A 17,600-nucleotide genomic window follows, 5' to 3' on the forward strand; every position below is an offset into this window, starting at 1 on the left:
CATGTCTGATGTCGCTGAAAAAGTTAAAAAAATTATTGTTGACCAACTTGGCGTGAGCGCTGATGAAGTGAAGCCCGAAGCCAGCTTTGTGGAAGACCTCGGCGCTGACTCCCTTGACCTGACCGAACTGATCATGGCCATGGAAGAAGAATTTGAAGTCGAAATCGCTGATGACGATGCTCAGAAACTTCTGAAGGTTCAGGACGCCATTTCCTATATTGAAGAAAAGAAATAGCCAGAGTTTGATCGCCAGATCTGCTGCGTGTGAGGGGGCCTGCAAACCCCCTCCCGCATCAAAGGAGCATGCATGACCCGTCCCCGCGTAGTAATCACTGGTGTTGGCGGCGTTACGCCCCTCGCCAACGATATTGAGAGCACATGGAAAAAACTGCTCGCAGGCGAGTCGGGCATTGCGCCCATCACGCTTTTTGACGCCTCGGCCTATGATTCCCGAATCGCGGGTGAGGTGAAAAATTTTGCGCCCGAAGAGTTCATGCCCGCCAAGCAGGTGCGCCGCATGGACCGTTTCACCCAGTTTGCCGTGGCTTCTGCCCAGATGCTGCTCAAGGACGCGGGCTATGAAGTGACGGACGCCAATGCCTACGACACCGCCGTAATACTCGGCATCGGCCTTGGCGGCCTGCACACCATTGAGACCTACCATGCCAAGCTGCTGGAGTCTGGCCCCAACAAAATTTCGCCCTTCATGATTCCCATGCTTATTTCCAACATGGGGCCTGGGCAGATATCCATCTTCACAGGGGCCAAGGGCCCCAACATCGTCACGACCACGGCCTGCGCCTCGGCCATTCACGCCATGGGCACCGCCTTCAGCGAGCTTTTGCTCGGCAGGGTCACGGCCGTTATCACCGGCGGCGTCGAAGCCACGGTCACGCCCCTTGGCGTGGCGGGCTTTACAGCCCTCAAGGCGCTTTCAACGCAGCACAATGATGACCCCACCAAGGCTTCGCGGCCCTTTGACGCCAACCGTGACGGTTTTGTCATTGGCGAAGGCGCGGGACTGCTGCTGCTTGAAACGCTGGAATCGGCCCAGGCGCGCGGCGCGAAAATTTACGCTGAAATGGTGGGATACGGCGCTTCCGGCGACGCCTACCATATGACCGCCCCCTGTGAAAACGGCGAAGGCATGGCGCGCGCCATGCAGAACGCCCTGCGCGAGGCGGCCCTTGATCCTTCGGCCATCGGGCACATCAATGCCCACGCCACGTCCACAATGCTCAATGACAGCATTGAAACCAAGGCCATCAAGCTGGTGTTTGGCGACCACGCCAAAAAGATCAAGATATCGGCCACAAAATCCATGACGGGGCATCTGCTTGGCGCTGCCGGCGGCATCGAATCCGTGTTTACGGCTTTGGCGCTGCATGACGAAATGCTGCCCGGCACCATCAACCTCGACACCCCCGACCCGGCCTGCGACCTTGACTACATGGCCGACGGATCAAAGCATATCGCCTGTGAGTATGCCATGTGCAACTCCTTTGGCTTTGGCGGCACCAATGCCAGCCTGATTTTGAAGAAATGGGATAATAAATAGTCCCTCAGCACCCTGCCATAACCAGCAGGAACGCCCGGAAAACGTGCTGACCAGATCCGTTCCCTCCGCGCCGGGTCCAGCCTATTCACAACACTGCCCGCCACTGTGGCGGGCAGTATATTTCACTGAGGACCAAGTTCATGGATGAAATTCTCCTTCAGGACCCGGAAATCGCACGGGCCATCGCTCTGGAATCGCAAAGGCAGATGGGTAAGCTTGAGCTTATCGCTTCGGAAAACATCGTTTCCACTGCCGTAAGGCAGGCTCAGGGCAGCATACTCACCAACAAGTATGCTGAAGGCTATCCCGGCAAACGCTATTACGGCGGTTGCGAATATGTGGATATGATCGAAACTCTTGCCCAGGAACGCGCCAAGCTGCTTTTTGACGCCCAGTACGTCAACGTGCAGCCCCACTCCGGCTCCCAGGCCAACATGGCCGCCTATCTGGCCTTCCTCAAGCCTGGCGACACCATTCTTGGCATGGATCTTTCTCACGGCGGGCATCTCACCCATGGCAGCCCGGTGAACTTTTCCGGCCGTCTCTTCAACATCGTGTCCTACGGCGTGCAGCGTGAAACCGGCCGCATTGATTATGACGCAGTGGCGGCCAAAGCGCGTGAACACAAGCCCAAGGTCATCGTGGCCGGCGCCAGCGCCTACCCCCGCGCCATTGACTTTGCCCGCTTCCGGGCCATTGCCGATGAAGTTGACGCCAAACTGGTGGTCGACATGGCGCATATCGCCGGTCTCGTGGCCGCTGGCCTGCATCAGAGCCCCGTGCCCTACGCCCACGTCACCACAACGACCACGCACAAAACTCTGCGCGGCCCCCGTGGCGGCATGATCCTGTCCACCGAAGACTTGGCCAAAACGCTGAACAGCCAGATTTTCCCCGGTATTCAGGGCGGCCCCCTGATGCACGTGGTGGCCGCCAAGGCCGTGGCTTTGGGCGAAGCGCTGCACCCCTCTTTCAAGGCATATCAGAAGCAGGTGATGGACAATGCCGCCACCCTGGCGGCATGCCTGACCGAGGCCGGCTACGACCTCGTCTCTGGCGGCACCGACAACCACCTCATGCTGGTGGACCTGACCAACAAGGACATCACCGGCAAGGACGCTGAAATAGCGCTGGATACCGCGGGCATCACGGTCAACAAGAACACTGTTCCCTTTGAGACGCGCTCTCCCTTTGTGACGTCGGGCGTGCGCCTGGGCACTGCGGCCCTCACCACGCGCGGCATGAAGCAGGATCACATGCGCACCGTGGGCCAGTTCATTGTAACGGCCATTGAAAACCGCAATGACACTGCTGCCCTTGAAAAGATCCGCAAGGAAGTTGAAGAATTCGCCCTTCAGTTCCCCCTGTTTGCCCATTAGAGCATTGAAATGTTGAAATAAGTTGCATGCTCTACTGCTGTACGAAAGTGCAGCGCGCCGCACTGTGACGTGGTCCCGCCGGAAATCGCATTCTCCGGCTGAATGCCAAACAGAGCTGTGCAGTATTTCAAAGGCACTCTGGTCAAGAGCTATTTCAGGCTGAAATTGCTCAGGCGGGCGCGCTGGCAGCACCCGCTGGAAAGGCGCAGGCACGGTTTATCAGCGCAGTTTATTAGCGCGATTTATCAGCGCGGTTACGTGGCGAAGCGACGTCTTCAAGCTTTGAGGATGCATATTCGCAACGGTAATGGGCTCTAACGACTGACGTTTATTACGGCTTTCGGCGGCCCGAAGGCTCATTACCTTCGGGCCGCCCTTGCTAGGCACTGTCATTGTGCCCAAGGCAAGGTCGGATTGCGCCTCGCATGCGGGTTGCCAGTCCTTCAGGGCAGACAGGCGACTTCGCTTTGTTATTGCCCTGGCGGATGCGTGAGATGGCCCCGCTGCGAACCGGCGAAAGGCCAAGCGCGGTTTATCCGCGCGGTTACGCGCAGAAACGAACGCGCCGCTGCCCTTGAGAGCGGATAGCCTCAAAGGCCATCAGCCTCAGATCGGGCCGTGCGCCCTTGCGCGTGCACCGTGTTTTTTCGCCTTCAAGGCCCCGGCTCCCCGGCTTGGCTTTTGTGCCGCCACTATGTACACTGTGTGAAATTTTAACGGGTGTCTTATGCAACGACTGCCTTGGCCTGAATATTTCATGAACATCACCTACCTTGTGAGCGGGCGCTCCACGTGCACGCGCCGCAAGGTTGGCGCTGTGGCCGTGAAGGACAAGCGCATTCTCGCCACTGGGTATAACGGCGCTCCAGCTGGAGTTCCGCACTGTCTTGACGTCGGCTGCCTGCGTGAGCAGATGGGCATTCCCTCGGGCCAGCGGCATGAAATCTGCCGGGGCCTGCATGCGGAACAAAATGTCATTATTCAGGCCGCTGTGCACGGCATCAATATCAGCGGCGCTGAATTGTACTGCACAACCCATCCGTGCGTTCAGTGCAGCAAGATGCTTATCAACTGCGGCATACGGCATATTTATTATGCGGAATACTACCCTGACGAACTCGCCACCACCATGCTTGATGAAGCGGGGGTGCATGTGGAAAGACTGAACTTCATTCCACCCGTCATCAGCCCCCAGCCGGAGTAGACCACATGTCTGAACTGGATTACGCCCCCTTCATGCGTGAAGCCATCGCCCTGGCGCGGAAGGGCCGCTGGAAAACCTGCCCGAACCCTATGGTGGGCGCGGTGCTTGTGCGCGACGGCCATGTTGTGGCCAGGGGGTGGCACCATGCCGCAGGGCTTGACCATGCCGAGGTGGACTGCCTGAAAGACGCTGCCGCCAGGGGAGTGGACCCGTCCCAGTGCACCCTTGTTGTGACGCTCGAACCCTGCTGCCATCAGGGCAAGACGCCGCCCTGCACCGATGCTGTTCGTCAGGCCGGGATCAAGAAAATCGTGGTGGGTCTTTCTGACCCCAACCCTGAAGCCTGCGGCGGCGCATGCCAGCTGCGCGAAAGTGGTCTGGAAGTTATTGAGGGCGTGTGCGCTGAAGCCTGCCGCGACCTTGTAGCCGACTTTCTGGTCTGGCAGCAGAAGCAGCGCCCCTATGTCATTCTGAAGATGGCGGCCACTCTTGATGGCCGCATTGCCACACGCCGGGGCGAATCCCAGTGGATCAGTTCTGAAGAATCACGGCAGGAAGTGCAGCAACTGCGGGCTGGCATCGGCCATTGCGGCGGCGCAGTGCTTGTGGGCGGCGGCACCTTTCGCGCGGATAACCCGCGCCTTACCGTGCGCCCCCTCAGCGACGACGAACCCGACTGCCGTCAGCCTCTGGCCTGCGTGCTCACGTCGCGCCTGCCGCAGCCCGATGCGGATTTTTATCTGCTGAAAGAACGCCCGGAGCAGACCGTGTTTCTGGCTTCGCCCGCTGCCGCCGCTTCAACCACGGCCAAAGCCCTGCGCGACATCGGCGTGCGTGTGCTTTCCCTTGGCCCGGCGCTGCGCGGCGGCCCCGATCTGACTCATATGCTCAAGGCCCTGCGGGAAGAGCTGCACTGCCCCTACCTTTTGTGCGAAGGGGGCGGACACCTGGCGCTCAGCCTTCTGGAAGCCGGGGTTGTTGACGAATTTCGCCTGCACATGGCGCCCATGATTTTAGGTGATGAAGACGCGCACCCGCTTTTTTCCGGCCGGGCGCCCTTAAGCCTGGACGAGGCGCTGCGCATGCGCGTTATGGGAACCCATACCAGCGGCGGCGACATCCATATAGAACTGCGCCCCCTGTACACTGCGGAAACAAAGTAGGACCACATGTTTACAGGCATTATCCAGGGGCAGGGCGAGGTGCGCTCGTTGCGCAGAAGCGGCAACGAGTGCCGCATTTGTCTGCGCCCTCTTTTTACCCTGCCTGATATTGTCGATGGCGAGTCCATTGCCGTCAACGGAGCCTGCCTTTCTGTGGAAGAACACGGGGCAGACGCCTTTACGGCCTACGCTTCCGGCGAGACGCTTTCGCGCACCACCCTGGGGGGCCTGCAAACGGGGCATCTCGTCAACCTTGAACGGGCCCTGGCCCTGGGCGACCGCCTGGGCGGTCACCTTGTGAGCGGCCATGTGGATTGCATCGCCACTGTGCGCGAAGTGCGTCAGGCGGGTCAGTCCCTGCGCTGCCGCATTGCCTTTCCCGCCGAATTTGGCGTCGAAGTTATTCCCAAGGGCTCGGTGACCCTTGACGGCATCAGCCTTACAGTCAATGATTGCGGCCCGGATTTTCTTGAGGTCAACATCATACCCGACACCCAGAAGCGCACCACCATGCTGCACTGGCGTCCGGGTGTGACCGTCAATATGGAAACAGACCTCATCGGCAAGTACGTGCGCAACCTGTTGCGTCCGTGGACTGCCGCCGCCAGCGGCGATACCGCCGCGCCCAAAGCCTCCGGGCTGAACATGGATTTTCTGCTGCGTCAGGGTTTTTTGTAGGCATGACCTGGGGTCGTGCCCTCTGTCGTTTTTGCAATCGTATCACTATAGAATGAACAGCGCACACCATGCGCCGAGGAGTTGCCATGAGCACTATGACAACCATTGCGGGCCAGTTGGACGCCAAGGGCCTTAAAGTGGCCATTGTGGCCACCCGCTTCAACGACTTCATTGTGGACCGCCTGGTGGGCGGCGCTCTCGACTATCTGGAGCGCCACGGCCTTGCCACTGAAAACATCACGCTTGTACGTATCCCCGGCGCTTTCGAGATGCCCCTGGTTTGCAAGAAGCTCGCTGCCTCCGGCAAATACGACGGCATTCTCGCCCTTGGCGCCGTCATCCGTGGCGGCACTCCGCATTTTGAGTATGTCTGCGCCGAAGCCACCAAGGGCATTGCCCACTGCATGCTGGATCACGGCACGCCCATCGGTTTTGGGCTGCTCACCTGCGACAATATCGAGCAGGCCATTGAGCGTGCCGGTTCCAAGGCTGGCAACAAGGGCGTGGAAGCTGCCGCCGCCATGCTGGAAACCATCCGCGTCATGGAGCAGTTGTAACCCATGGCCAAGGCCAAAAATGCAACACGGCGCGGCGAACGCGAAATGGCTTTTCAGGTTTTGTACGGCCTTTCCTTCACGCCGGCCCGTACTCTTGAAGAGCTGCGCCGCAGTTTCCGCACCTCGCCGGACAATCTTGCGCGCAGTGAAGAAAGCGGCGTTCCCGTTGATGCCAGCGGTTTTTCCTGGGAACTGGTGCAGGGGGTTTGGAGCAACAGCGCAGCCCTCGACGATGCCATCACCCGCTTTTCGCACAATTGGCGCGTGGACCGCATGGGCCGGGTGGAGCTGACACTGCTGCGTCTGGCCGTGTATGAGCTTTTGTTCCGCAACGACGTGCCGCCGAAGGTCTCCATCAACGAGGCCCTGGAACTAAGCCGCCAGTTCGGCGAAGGCAATGCCAAGAATTTTATCAACGGCATTCTCGACGCCGTCGCCAAGGCCCTTGAAGCAGGCGAACTGCAAAGGCTCGCCCCGTCCGCCAATCCCTCCATCTGAACCGGTATGCCCCATGACACAAGAACGCTATAATCCCCAAGCTATAGAAGAAAAATGGCAGGCCCGCTGGCAGGCTGAAAATTCTTTTGCCTGCAGCCATGAAAGCAGCAAGCCCAAGTACTATGTGCTGGAGATGTTCCCCTATCCTTCGGGCAACATCCATATGGGGCACGTGCGCAACTATTCCATTGGCGACGTGGTGGCGCGCAGCAAACGCATGCAGGGTTTCAACGTGCTGCATCCCATGGGCTGGGACGCCTTTGGCCTGCCCGCTGAAAACGCTGCCATAAAAAACAATACCCACCCCGCCGAGTGGACCTACGCCAACATACGCAATATGCGCGCCCAGCAGAAACGCCTGGGATATTCCTACGACTGGTCCCGCGAGATCGCCACCTGCCGTCCCGAATACTACCGCTGGGAGCAGATGTTTTTTGTGCGCATGTTTGAAAAGGGCCTTGTCTACCGCAAAAAAGCCCCGCAGAACTGGTGCCCTTCCTGTCATACGGTGCTGGCCAACGAGCAGGTCATTGACGGCCTGTGCTGGCGCTGCGACAGCCGCGTGGAGCAGAAAGACCTCACGCAATGGTTTCTCAAAATCACCGCCTATGGCGACGAACTGCTGGACGATCTCAACAAGCTTGAGGGCGACTGGCCCGACCGCGTCATTGCCATGCAGCGTAACTGGATCGGCAAGTCCACAGGCGCGGCCATTACCTTTGGCCTTGAAAAAGAAATTGAAGGCGTAGAGGGCATAGACGTCTTTACAACCCGGCCCGACACGGTGTTCGGCGTTACCTTCATGACGCTGGCTCCCGAGCATCCCTTGGTGGAAAAGCTCATTGCGGACTATCCCAACGCTGAAGAAGTGCGCGCTTTTGTGGAACGCATCCGCAATATGGACCGCCTGGATCGCCAGTCCGACGGGGTGGAAAAAGAGGGCATCTTTACCGGCGCTTACGCCATACACCCCTTCACGGGGCAGCGCGTGCCGCTGTGGCTCGGCAACTTTGTGCTGGCCGACTACGGCACGGGCGCTGTCATGGGCGTACCTGCCCACGATCAGCGTGATTTTGAATTCGCCCGCAAATACGCCCTGCCCCTGCGCGTGGTCATAAGCCCCGCAGGTGAAGAACTGGACGCGGAAAGCATGACCGAGGCCTTCACCGCTGGCGGCGTCATGGTCAATTCCGGCTCCTTTGACGGCATGCCCAACGAAGACGGCAAAAAGGCCGTGGCCCGGAGCCTTGAAAAAGAAGGCAAAGGCAAGGCCACCGTGCAGTTTCGCCTGCGCGACTGGAACATCTCGCGCCAGCGCTACTGGGGCTCGCCGATCCCCATGATCTACTGCGATTCGTGCGGCGTTGTTCCCGAAAAGGAAGAAAACCTCCCTGTGCTCCTGCCTCTGGACGTAAAAACGCACAGCGACGGGCGCTCGCCTCTGGCCGACACCCCTTCGTTCGTGAACTGCACATGTCCCAAGTGCGGCGGCGCTGCCCGGCGTGAAACAGACACCATGGACACCTTTGTGGAGTCGTCCTGGTATTTCGCCCGCTACACCAGCGCCCGCGACACTGAAGCGCCTTTTGATACGGACGCCATCAAATACTGGCTGCCTGTGGACCAGTATATCGGCGGCGTGGAGCACGCCATTCTGCACCTGCTCTACTCCCGCTTTTTCACCAAGGTGCTCCGCGACATGGGCTTCTTCCCGGCGGACCTTGCCGAACCTTTCCAGAACCTGCTCACTCAGGGCATGGTGCTCAAAGACGGCGGCAAGATGTCCAAATCCAAGGGCAACGTGGTCGATCCCACGACCATGATTCAAAAATACGGCGCAGATACCGTGCGCCTGTTCTGCCTTTTTGCCGCTCCTGCCGAGCGGGACTTTGACTGGTCCGACTCTGGCATTGAAGGGGCCTCGCGCTTTATTGGCCGCGTATGGCGGCTGTTTATGGAAGAACAGGAGCGTCTGCTGCCCCTCACGGCCTGCGCTGCCACCGATCAGGACGCCGCAAGCCCTGAAGCCCGCGACCTGCGCCGCCGTGAGCACCTCACGGTGAAGAAGGTCAGGGAAGACATGAGCGACCGTTTCCAGTTCAACACGGCCATTGCCGCTGTTATGGAGCTGGTCAACGCCATGTACCTTTCGCGGGAAAAGCTGAGCATGAGCGAGGCGGACCGGCGCGTGTTCTCTTCTGCCATGAGCACGGCCATAACCCTGCTCGCACCCATTATCCCGCACATTTGCGAAGAGCTTTGGCAACGCCTTGGTCACAAGACCACTGTTTCCGAAGAACTCTGGCCAGAATGGAGCGAGGCCGCCATGGCCCAGGACATGCTTACCGTGGCGCTCCAGGTAAATGGAAAGCTGCGCGGCACGGTTGAAGTTCCCGCTCAAGCGGACAAGGCCGCCATGGAAGCTGCGGCTCTGGCCGACAGTTCGGTACAGCGCCATCTGGCCGGTCTCACCGTGCGCAAGGTGGTGGTAGTGCCGGGTAAACTGGTCAACATCGTGGCTAACTAGATCATTTACTTTTGAAGTGCTTTGTGGGGGAGGGCCCCTTTTGCAAAAAGGTCTCCTCCCCCACGCCCCCACCCCCTAAAACCTTTATTGTAGTATAGTATGTTACAACGAGGTTTCCGATCTGAGACGGGGGCACAGAGACAGCGCCTTCCTGGCATCACTTCGTCTCAAAGTTTATCCACTCTGATCAGGCCCAGTCCGGCCGCATGAAACATACTCGGGAAGGGGCGTTTTTTCAAAAAAGCGCCCCTTCTCCTTTCCCCTTCCCTGAAAAAGCGTTTATCGGTATGGTATTGTCTTGGCTGCTTTCTTTCTTACATTATGGTTCACCCCCGCCCGCCGGGATTGATAAGGAAGCACTGATTTAGAGCAATTTAATTTTTAGAGCAATTTCTCTTTGAAATTGCTCTGACGGCTGCGTGAGCAGACGTTCGCTACGGAGGCGTAAGCACAGTTTACCTGTGCGGTTAAACGCCGTAGCGAGCGTGCCTTAAACCTTGAGAATACACATTCTCAAAGTTAATCTGCTCTAAAGAACCTCCTGGAAACGCGCAGTTATTTCGTTTGGCAAGGCGCGATCTTTTTTTGAAGCAGGAGCGGACTCTTCCGTCCTCGACTGTTTCAAAAAAGTGAAGCAACGCCGCCAAACGAGATGAATCAGCGTTTCCATAACTGTACGGCATACAAACATGAGCACTCCCCATCCCGGATTTTCCTTTCTTGTCTGCCCTGACGGACAACTGCTGCGCGCCCACCTGAACAGGTTGCTGGCAGCCCACCCGCCTGCGGCCAGTGGCGGCCTCATGCCCCAGGCCGCTCCTGCGCAGTGGGAACGACATGTTTACTGGGGGGATGAAGAGCCGCCGCAGCGCTTCTGGGAGCAACTGACGCTTCAGGGGCTCTTCGGCGCTCCGCGCGCCCTGATCGTCCGGCAGGCCAATCAGTGGCCAGCGGCGGTATGGAAAAAAATCTCCCATGCGCTGGCCCGCCCCTCGGATCAGTGCTGGCCCTTCTTCTGCCTTGAGGTCAACTGGGAACGGGGCCAGCCCAAGATTCCGGCCCATCTGGGCAAATTGCCCTGCATGGCCTTTGCCGACAAACAGGGCTGGATATGGCGGCTTGAAGGACTCAATGAACGCACGCTGAAAAAACACGTGCTGCAGCGTTGTCAGGCTCTGGACCTGCGGTTTGAACCTGACGCCCTTGAGCAGTTCTGCGCCTCCGTCCCGCCCGACGCCCTGGCTATTGAAAACGAACTCGAAAAGCTGCTTCTGCTCCGCGCCGCCATGCTGGATGCCGATGACGCCGCAAGCGCCGCCGCTGGCGCGGCTTCCGGCAACCGTGAGCAGAACATAAGCCTGGCCATGATTTCCACGGCCTCGTGGAGCCCGGAATGCGACGTTTTCGCCTGCATCCGCCACATGCAGGCAGGCAATCTGCCCGCCGTGTGGCGAGAGCTTGCACGCAGCAAGGACGGCGACAGTCTGCTGTTTTCGCTTCTGGCCCTGCTGGCCCGTGAACTGCGTCTACTATGGCAATGCCAGGCTGGTGAAAATCCGCGTATGCGCCCCCAGGAAGCCGGGGCCAAAAAACAGCTTGCCCAGCGCCTCGGGGCAGAAGGCATCGCGCAGGGCATGACCCTGGTGGTGGATGCTGAACTGCACGTCAAAAGCGGCCGCCGCAGCCCTGAGCAAAGTCTGGACTTTCTGGCCACGCGCATGACGGCCCTTTTTGCCCGGGCCCAGGGCCGGGCATGACCGACATGCTGGCAGAAATCCCTTTATTTATTGGCCCAAAACGGGCAAAATCCCTATAGTCAGATCCCTGCCTCTTGCATAACCTCCAAGACTGCTTACATTATGACAGCAAAGCCAGGCCCCATACAACTGCACGCAGGGCACAGAGCCCGGTTGCGTGAGCGTTTCGAGCATGAACCCGCCGCTGTGGCGGACTATGAGGTTCTGGAACTGCTGTTGGCCTACGGGCTCACACGCAAGGACACCAAACCCCTGGCCAAGGAATTGCTGCAACGCTTTGGCAGCATCCGGGGCGTCATGGACGCCCGGCCCGATGAACTTCTTGCAGTGCCCGGTTTCGGGCCAGGACTGATGACCTTTTTTCGGGTCCTGCGCGAAGTCCGCAGCCGTTATGTGGCTTCGGCCATGCGAAAAAGAGAAGTGCTGGTCACGCCGGAAGCCGTGGCCCGTATGGCCCAGAGCCGGTTGGCGGGCTGCCCGCACGAGGAGTGCTGGCTGGCGCTGGTGGACCAGCGCAACAGGCTTACCGCCTGGGAATGTCTGCGGCGCGGCGGCATTGCAGAGGTTTCAATGCAACCCAGAGAAGTATTTGAGGCCGCGCTGCTGCGCAAGGCCAGCGGCATCATAATGGTGCACAACCACCCCGGCGGCAACCCCGCGCCTTCTGAAGCGGACAAAGCTTTTACCGCCGAACTGCAGAGACTTGCACCGCTACTGGGCCTGCGCTTTCTGGATCACGTTATCGTTACTGAGGGAGACTGCTACAGCATCACACAGATGCAGACCATATAGGCAGTCAGGGAGAGTATATGGCTGATTACAATGACAAGAACCATTTGTTGCACCTGGACGGAACCGACTCCACTGCGGGTCCGGACATCGAAAACGAAGAACAGCGGGACGCAACCCCCCTCGCGCAGGATATAGCTGAAGGCGAAGGCAGTCTGGCCGCCGCCATGCAAAGCATACCCGACACCTTGCCGGTTCTGCCCGTGCGCGACGTGGTTATTTTTAACTACATGATTTTGCCCCTCTTCATCGGGCGCGAAAAATCGGTTCAGGCTGTGGACGCCGCTCTCAAAAATGGACGGCATCTGCTCGTCTGCGCCCAAAAAGAAGAAGGCACTGAAGACCCCGGCCCGGACGACCTGTATAAGGTAGGCACTGTGGTGCAGGTTATGCGCATGCTCAAGATGCCCGACTCGCGGGTGAAGATTCTTGTGCAGGGCGTGAGCCGTGCCCGTGTGCGCAGTTTCAGTCAGGTTGAGCCCTTCCTTGAGGCCCATATTGAAACCCTGTCCGAAACCACGCCCAAGGTAGACCCCACCGTGGAGGCGCTGTTGCGCTCTGTGCGCGAGCAAAGCGAAAAGGTGCTTTCTCTGCGCGGGCTTTCCTCGCCGGATGTGCTGGCGGTTTTGCAGGGCGTGGACGACCCTGGCCGTTTGGCTGACCTTATCGCCGCCAACATGCGCATGAAGACGGCCGACGCCCAGCGCATTCTGGAGGCCGAAGATCCGCTGGACCGCCTTATGCTGGTCAACACCCAGTTGCAGCGTGAGGTCGAGGTGGCCACCGTGCAGGCGCGCATCCAGAGCTCTGCCCGCGAGGGCATGGACAAGGCCCAGAAGGACTACTTCCTGCGCGAGCAGCTCAAGGCCATCCGCAATGAGCTTGGCGACAAGGAAGAAGAAGGCGAAGAAGAGCTGGAAAACCTCAAGGCCGCTCTGGACAAGGCAGGCCTGCCCAAGGACGTGCGCAAAGAAGCCGACAAGCAGCTGCGCCGCCTGGCGGGCATGCATGCGGACTCCTCCGAGGCCAACGTGGTACGCACCTATCTGGACTGGATGGTGGAACTGCCGTGGAAGAAGCTTTCGCGCGACAGGCTGGACATAGCCTACGCCAAGCAGATTCTGGATGAAGACCACTGCGGGCTGGAAAAGGTCAAGGACCGCATCCTTGAGTTCCTGAGCGTGCGCAAGCTCAATCCGCAGTCCAAGGGTCCCATCCTCTGCTTCGCAGGCCCTCCAGGCGTTGGCAAAACGTCCCTTGGACGCTCCATCGCCCGCGCGCTGGGGCGCAAGTTTCAGAGGCTCTCACTGGGCGGCATGCACGACGAGGCTGAAATACGCGGGCACAGGCGCACCTATATTGGGGCCATGCCTGGCCGCATCATCCAGAGCCTCAAGCAGGCGGGCACACGCAACCCGGTCATTGTGCTGGACGAAGTGGACAAGCTCGGCTCGGACTTCAGGGGCGATCCGTCTTCGGCCCTGCTGGAAGTGCTGGACCCGGAACAGAACTACACCTTCAGCGACCACTATCTGAATGTGCCCTTTGACCTTTCAAAGGTTATGTTCCTGTGCACGGCCAACCACCTTGAGACCATCCCGGCGGCCCTGCGCGACCGTATGGAAGTCATTACCCTGCCTGGCTACACCATGCAGGAAAAGGCCGAAATAGCGCGCAAGCATCTGCTGCCCAAAAAGGTCAAGGAAAACGGCCTGGATGATAAGGACGTGATTCTGGAAGCAGCGGCCCTTGAAAAGATCATAAAGGAATACACGCGCGAAGCGGGCCTGCGCAACCTTGAGCGCGAACTGTCGTCCATCTGCCGCAAGCTGGCCCGTCGCAAGGCCGAAGGCAAGAAGGGCCCCTTCAGGGTGGACGTGGCCGATGTGGAAAAACTGCTGGGCGCACCGCGCTTTATTGAAGACGAAAAGGAAAAGAAGCTCATGCCCGGCATGGCTCTTGGCCTGGCCTGGACTCCTGCGGGCGGCGAAGTGCTCACCGTGGAAGCAACCGTCATGAAGGGCAAGGGCGGTCTTACCCTGACCGGCCAACTCGGCGACGTTATGAAGGAAAGCGCCCAGGCTGCCCTGAGTTATATCCGCAGCCGGGCCGACGATCTGGGGGTGAACCCGTCCTTTGTGTCCGAGTTTGACATCCATGTGCACGTGCCCGCTGGCGCTACGCCCAAGGACGGCCCTTCGGCGGGCGTTACGCTCACCACGGCCCTCATATCGGCCCTCAGTGGACGCCGGGTACGCGCAGACCTGTGCATGACCGGCGAGATCACCCTTCAGGGCCGGGTGCTGCCCGTGGGCGGCATCAAGGAAAAGATTCTGGCGGGCGTGGCGCGCGGCCTCAAGCACGTGATCATTCCCTGGCAGAACACCAAGGACCTTGAAGACGTGCCCAAGGAACTGCTCAAGCGCATCACCGTGCACCCTGTGCACCACTACGATGAACTGCTGCCCCTGGTCTTTGAGGGCAAGGGTGGTCGTGGCGGAGCCTCCGGCACGGACAAGAACGGCAAGAACAAGGAAGAAAGCAAGAAGGAAACCGTGGCGGCCCGTTCACGCAAGCCTGCCGCTTCTTCCGGCGGCAGTCGCAAGGGCGGACGGCCCCAGCCCGAAGCTGGAGCCTGAGTCCTGTGAAGCTGCGCCAGTATCTTGCTGAATCCGCGCAAAAAATGACAAAGGCGGGGGTGGACAGCCCCCGCCTTTGCGCGCATGTGCTGGTGCGCCAGATACTCGGCCTTGACCGCATAGCCTGCGTCACGCAGGCAGACCGCCAACTGTCGGCCAGTGAACTGGCGGCCCTTGACGCCCTCGTGGCCCGGCGCGCAGCAGGGGAGCCCCTGGCGCATATTACGGGCAGCAGGGAGTTCTATGGGCGCGATTTTCTTGTAACACCCCACACGCTCATTCCCCGTCCAGAAACGGAACTGCTTGTTGAAAAAGCCCTTGAGGCAGCAGCAAAGCTCGAATCCGGGGGCAGGGTTACGGAGCGCGGCCTGTATTTCGCCGATCTTGGCACAGGGTCAGGCTGCATTGGCATTACCCTTGCCCTTGAACTCCCCCGCTGGCGAGGCCTGCTCATGGACATCAGCGGCGAGGCCTTGAACACGGCGCGCCAAAACGCCCAGGCGCTTGGGGCGCGGGATCGCATTGTCTGCATTGAGGGCGATCTGTACAGACCGCCGCTGGCGCCCGGCGCATACGCCCTGCTGGCGAGCAACCCTCCGTACATTGCTGAAGATGAGCGTCCCATGGTAATGTCCGAAGTGCTGGAGCACGAGCCCCACGGCGCGCTTTTTTCGCCTGCCGGTGGGCTGGCCCACCTTGAGGCGGTCATTAAGGCAGCGGCCAGAGCGCTTGTGCCCGGCGGCTGTCTGTTGCTGGAACATGGCGCGGCACAGGGCGCGGAGACACGCCGCATCTTACGTGCCGACAATCTTTTTGAGGCTCCCGTGACCCACAGGGACATGGCAGGCCTTGAACGCTGCACTGTAGCCTACCGGACCCGCTGAAGCATTTTCAGGGAAAGCGTGCCGCAAAAGTGGCGGTTTACGCGGCTCTACTCATGATTCAGGGGGCTTGCGCATAACGGCGAGTCAGTGAAATTTATAAAAAAATGCGCGAAAATGCATTTTTTACTTGCCAAGCAGGTCGGAAGTGGCTAAATAGCACTCTTGCCGCTGGCGTAGCTCAACTGGCAGAGCAGCTGATTTGTAATCAGCAGGTTGCGGGTTCAAGTCCCATCGCCAGCTCCAGTGAATTACGCCGGTCAAAGGAAGGACACTTGCCCTGCCTTAGCGGCACGAGTGGAGGGGTTCCCGAGTGGCCAAAGGGAACAGACTGTAAATCTGTCGTCGTAAGACTTCGGTGGTTCAAATCCACCCCCCTCCACCACCACTTTTCCGTCTTCCATGAATTCAGACGGGTGGTGGCTGGTTACAAAAAACTGCCTTGGCTGTAGGAGACAGGGAGCCTGTCGGGGAACTACGGTAGCGTGCGGGAATAGCTCAACGGCTAGAGCATCAGCCTTCCAAGCTGAGGGTTGCGGGTTCGAATCCCGTTTCCCGCTCCATTCCTGCTGATTTCCTCCCCCTCAGTCAACCCGTCCGCCAAAGCACGTTCCCTGGTGTCCAGGGACTGAATGCGGACAGCGGGCCGCCCAACGGTTTTTTTCCACTGCCGCAGCCGTTACGCGAGGAGCAGGCGTTACACACGCAAAGCTTGAAGCACTTTTTTGTAACGCAGGTAAAACGCAAACATTATTTTCTCCAGGGAGACGTACAATGGGCAAGGAAAAATTTGAACGCAAAAAGCCCCATGTAAACATCGGCACCATCGGCCACATCGACCATGGCAAGACCACGCTGACCGCCGCCATCACCAAGGTGGCGAACATGAAGAACGGCGGCAAGTTCATTTCGTATGACGAAATCGACAAGGCCCCCGAAGAAAAGGAACGTGGTATCACCATCTCCACCTCGCATGTTGAGTACGAGACCCCCAATCGTCACTATGCGCACGTGGACTGCCCCGGCCACGCCGACTACATCAAGAACATGATCACCGGCGCTGCCCAGATGGACGGCGGCATCCTGGTGGTGGCCGCCACTGACGGCCCCATGCCCCAGACCCGTGAGCACATCCTGCTCGCCCGTCAGGTCGGCGTGCCCCAGCTCGTGGTGTTCCTGAACAAGTGCGACCTCGTTGACGACGAAGAACTGCTCGAACTGGTGGAACTGGAAGTGCGCGAACTGCTGTCTTCCTACGACTTCCCCGGCGACGACGTTCCCGTGATCCGTGGTTCCGCCCTGAAGGCTCTGGAAACCGACAGCCCCGACTCCGCTGAAGCCAAGTGCATCATCGATCTGCTGGAAGCTTGCGATACCTTTATTCCTACGCCTGAGCGCGACATCGACAAGCCCTTCCTTATGCCCATCGAAGACGTGTTCTCCATCTCTGGCCGTGGCACCGTTGTGACCGGTCGTGTGGAACGCGGCGTGGTCAAGGTCGGCGAAGAAGTGGAAATCGTGGGTATCAAGCCCACCGTCAAGACCACCTGCACCGGCGTTGAAATGTTCCGCAAGCTGCTCGACCAGGGTGAAGCTGGCGACAACATCGGCGCTCTGCTGCGCGGCGTCAAGCGTGACGACGTGGAACGCGGCCAGGTTCTTGCCGCTCCCAAGAGCATCACGCCCCACAAGAAGTTCAAGGCTGAAGTGTACGTGCTCTCCAAGGAAGAAGGCGGCCGCCATACCCCGTTCTTCTCTGGCTACCGTCCTCAGTTCTACTTCCGTACCACGGACATCACCGGCGTTATCGGTCTGCCCGAAGGCGTGGAAATGGTTATGCCCGGCGACAACTCGCAGTTCCTGGTTGAACTCATCGCTCCCATCGCCATGGAAGTTGGCCTGCGCTTCGCTATCCGCGAAGGTGGCCGCACCGTTGGCTCGGGCGTGGTGACCGAAATCACCGAGTAGGC

General features: G+C 59.4%; 13 protein-coding genes, 3 tRNA genes and 1 pseudogene. All 17 read left to right on the forward strand.

Annotated features, from left to right (window positions below; genetic code table 11):
- The first annotated feature begins 1 nt into the window (after position 1).
- Positions 2 to 235 (forward strand): acyl carrier protein, encoded by a 234-nt coding sequence (locus BCS36_RS06000; RefSeq protein WP_179981257.1) that lies wholly within the window; start codon positions 2 to 4, stop codon positions 233 to 235.
- Positions 236 to 307: 72 nt separating this feature from the next.
- A complete protein-coding gene (gene fabF, locus BCS36_RS06005; RefSeq protein ID WP_291302003.1) occupies positions 308 to 1,558 on the forward strand; it encodes a beta-ketoacyl-ACP synthase II in 1,251 nt (416 codons plus the stop codon).
- Positions 1,559 to 1,698: 140 nt separating this feature from the next.
- Positions 1,699 to 2,937 (forward strand): serine hydroxymethyltransferase, encoded by a 1,239-nt coding sequence (glyA, locus tag BCS36_RS06010; RefSeq protein WP_291302004.1) that lies wholly within the window; start codon positions 1,699 to 1,701, stop codon positions 2,935 to 2,937.
- Between the two features lie 727 nt (positions 2,938 to 3,664).
- Positions 3,665 to 4,141 carry a cytidine/deoxycytidylate deaminase family protein gene (locus BCS36_RS06015; protein WP_291302005.1) on the forward strand — a complete coding sequence of 159 codons (477 nt, stop codon included), beginning with the start codon at positions 3,665 to 3,667 and terminating at the stop codon, positions 4,139 to 4,141.
- A gap of 5 nt (positions 4,142 to 4,146) precedes the next feature.
- Positions 4,147 to 5,304, forward strand: coding sequence for a bifunctional diaminohydroxyphosphoribosylaminopyrimidine deaminase/5-amino-6-(5-phosphoribosylamino)uracil reductase RibD (gene ribD, locus BCS36_RS06020; RefSeq protein WP_291302006.1), 1,158 nt, complete (start codon positions 4,147 to 4,149; stop codon positions 5,302 to 5,304).
- A gap of 6 nt (positions 5,305 to 5,310) precedes the next feature.
- Positions 5,311 to 5,982, forward strand: a complete 672-nt coding sequence (locus tag BCS36_RS06025; protein ID WP_291302007.1) for a riboflavin synthase — start codon at positions 5,311 to 5,313, stop codon at positions 5,980 to 5,982.
- 86 nt (positions 5,983 to 6,068) lie between these two features.
- A complete protein-coding gene (gene ribE, locus BCS36_RS06030) occupies positions 6,069 to 6,539 on the forward strand; it encodes a 6,7-dimethyl-8-ribityllumazine synthase (protein ID WP_291302008.1) in 471 nt (156 codons plus the stop codon).
- 3 nt (positions 6,540 to 6,542) lie between these two features.
- Positions 6,543 to 7,037 carry a transcription antitermination factor NusB gene (gene nusB / locus BCS36_RS06035; protein ID WP_291302009.1) on the forward strand — a complete coding sequence of 165 codons (495 nt, stop codon included), beginning with the start codon at positions 6,543 to 6,545 and terminating at the stop codon, positions 7,035 to 7,037.
- 13 nt (positions 7,038 to 7,050) lie between these two features.
- On the forward strand, positions 7,051 to 9,564 hold the full coding sequence (gene leuS, locus BCS36_RS06040) for a leucine--tRNA ligase (protein WP_291302010.1): 2,514 nt from the start codon (positions 7,051 to 7,053) through the stop codon (positions 9,562 to 9,564).
- Between the two features lie 689 nt (positions 9,565 to 10,253).
- Positions 10,254 to 11,321 (forward strand): DNA polymerase III subunit delta, encoded by a 1,068-nt coding sequence (locus BCS36_RS06045; protein WP_291302011.1) that lies wholly within the window; start codon positions 10,254 to 10,256, stop codon positions 11,319 to 11,321.
- 102 nt (positions 11,322 to 11,423) lie between these two features.
- Positions 11,424 to 12,113, forward strand: a complete 690-nt coding sequence (locus BCS36_RS06050; protein WP_291302012.1) for a RadC family protein — start codon at positions 11,424 to 11,426, stop codon at positions 12,111 to 12,113.
- A gap of 173 nt (positions 12,114 to 12,286) precedes the next feature.
- Positions 12,287 to 14,749 (forward strand): annotated as a pseudogene (lon, locus tag BCS36_RS06055) (endopeptidase La); the annotation flags it as partial.
- A gap of 5 nt (positions 14,750 to 14,754) precedes the next feature.
- Positions 14,755 to 15,633 (forward strand): peptide chain release factor N(5)-glutamine methyltransferase, encoded by an 879-nt coding sequence (gene prmC, locus BCS36_RS06060; protein WP_291302014.1) that lies wholly within the window; start codon positions 14,755 to 14,757, stop codon positions 15,631 to 15,633.
- 167 nt (positions 15,634 to 15,800) lie between these two features.
- A tRNA-Thr gene (locus BCS36_RS06065) sits at positions 15,801 to 15,876 on the forward strand.
- Between the two features lie 53 nt (positions 15,877 to 15,929).
- Positions 15,930 to 16,015, forward strand: a tRNA-Tyr gene (locus tag BCS36_RS06070).
- Between the two features lie 102 nt (positions 16,016 to 16,117).
- Positions 16,118 to 16,193 (forward strand) — tRNA-Gly (locus BCS36_RS06075).
- A 211-nt stretch (positions 16,194 to 16,404) separates the two neighbouring features.
- Positions 16,405 to 17,598, forward strand: a complete 1,194-nt coding sequence (tuf, locus tag BCS36_RS06080; RefSeq protein WP_291302015.1) for an elongation factor Tu — start codon at positions 16,405 to 16,407, stop codon at positions 17,596 to 17,598.
- Positions 17,599 to 17,600 lie beyond the last annotated feature (2 nt).

It is taken from the genome of Desulfovibrio sp. MES5 (genome assembly GCF_002237645.1).
Classification (GTDB): domain Bacteria; phylum Desulfobacterota; class Desulfovibrionia; order Desulfovibrionales; family Desulfovibrionaceae; genus Desulfovibrio.

What these genes read in the sequence shown, in the direction of transcription:
- BCS36_RS06050 (WP_291302012.1), top strand. Translation starts at nt 11,424, where the DNA reads ATGACAGCAAAGCCAGGCCCCATACAACTGCACGCAGGGCACAGAGCC.
- BCS36_RS06045 (WP_291302011.1), top strand. Translation starts at nt 10,254, where the DNA reads ATGAGCACTCCCCATCCCGGATTTTCCTTTCTTGTCTGCCCTGACGGA.
- tuf (WP_291302015.1), top strand. Translation starts at nt 16,405, where the DNA reads ATGGGCAAGGAAAAATTTGAACGCAAAAAGCCCCATGTAAACATCGGC.
- BCS36_RS06025 (WP_291302007.1), top strand. Translation starts at nt 5,311, where the DNA reads ATGTTTACAGGCATTATCCAGGGGCAGGGCGAGGTGCGCTCGTTGCGC.
- fabF (WP_291302003.1), top strand. Translation starts at nt 308, where the DNA reads ATGACCCGTCCCCGCGTAGTAATCACTGGTGTTGGCGGCGTTACGCCC.
- BCS36_RS06015 (WP_291302005.1), top strand. Translation starts at nt 3,665, where the DNA reads ATGCAACGACTGCCTTGGCCTGAATATTTCATGAACATCACCTACCTT.
- glyA (WP_291302004.1), top strand. Translation starts at nt 1,699, where the DNA reads ATGGATGAAATTCTCCTTCAGGACCCGGAAATCGCACGGGCCATCGCT.
- BCS36_RS06000 (WP_179981257.1), top strand. Translation starts at nt 2, where the DNA reads ATGTCTGATGTCGCTGAAAAAGTTAAAAAAATTATTGTTGACCAACTT.
- ribD (WP_291302006.1), top strand. Translation starts at nt 4,147, where the DNA reads ATGTCTGAACTGGATTACGCCCCCTTCATGCGTGAAGCCATCGCCCTG.
- leuS (WP_291302010.1), top strand. Translation starts at nt 7,051, where the DNA reads ATGACACAAGAACGCTATAATCCCCAAGCTATAGAAGAAAAATGGCAG.
- nusB (WP_291302009.1), top strand. Translation starts at nt 6,543, where the DNA reads ATGGCCAAGGCCAAAAATGCAACACGGCGCGGCGAACGCGAAATGGCT.
- ribE (WP_291302008.1), top strand. Translation starts at nt 6,069, where the DNA reads ATGAGCACTATGACAACCATTGCGGGCCAGTTGGACGCCAAGGGCCTT.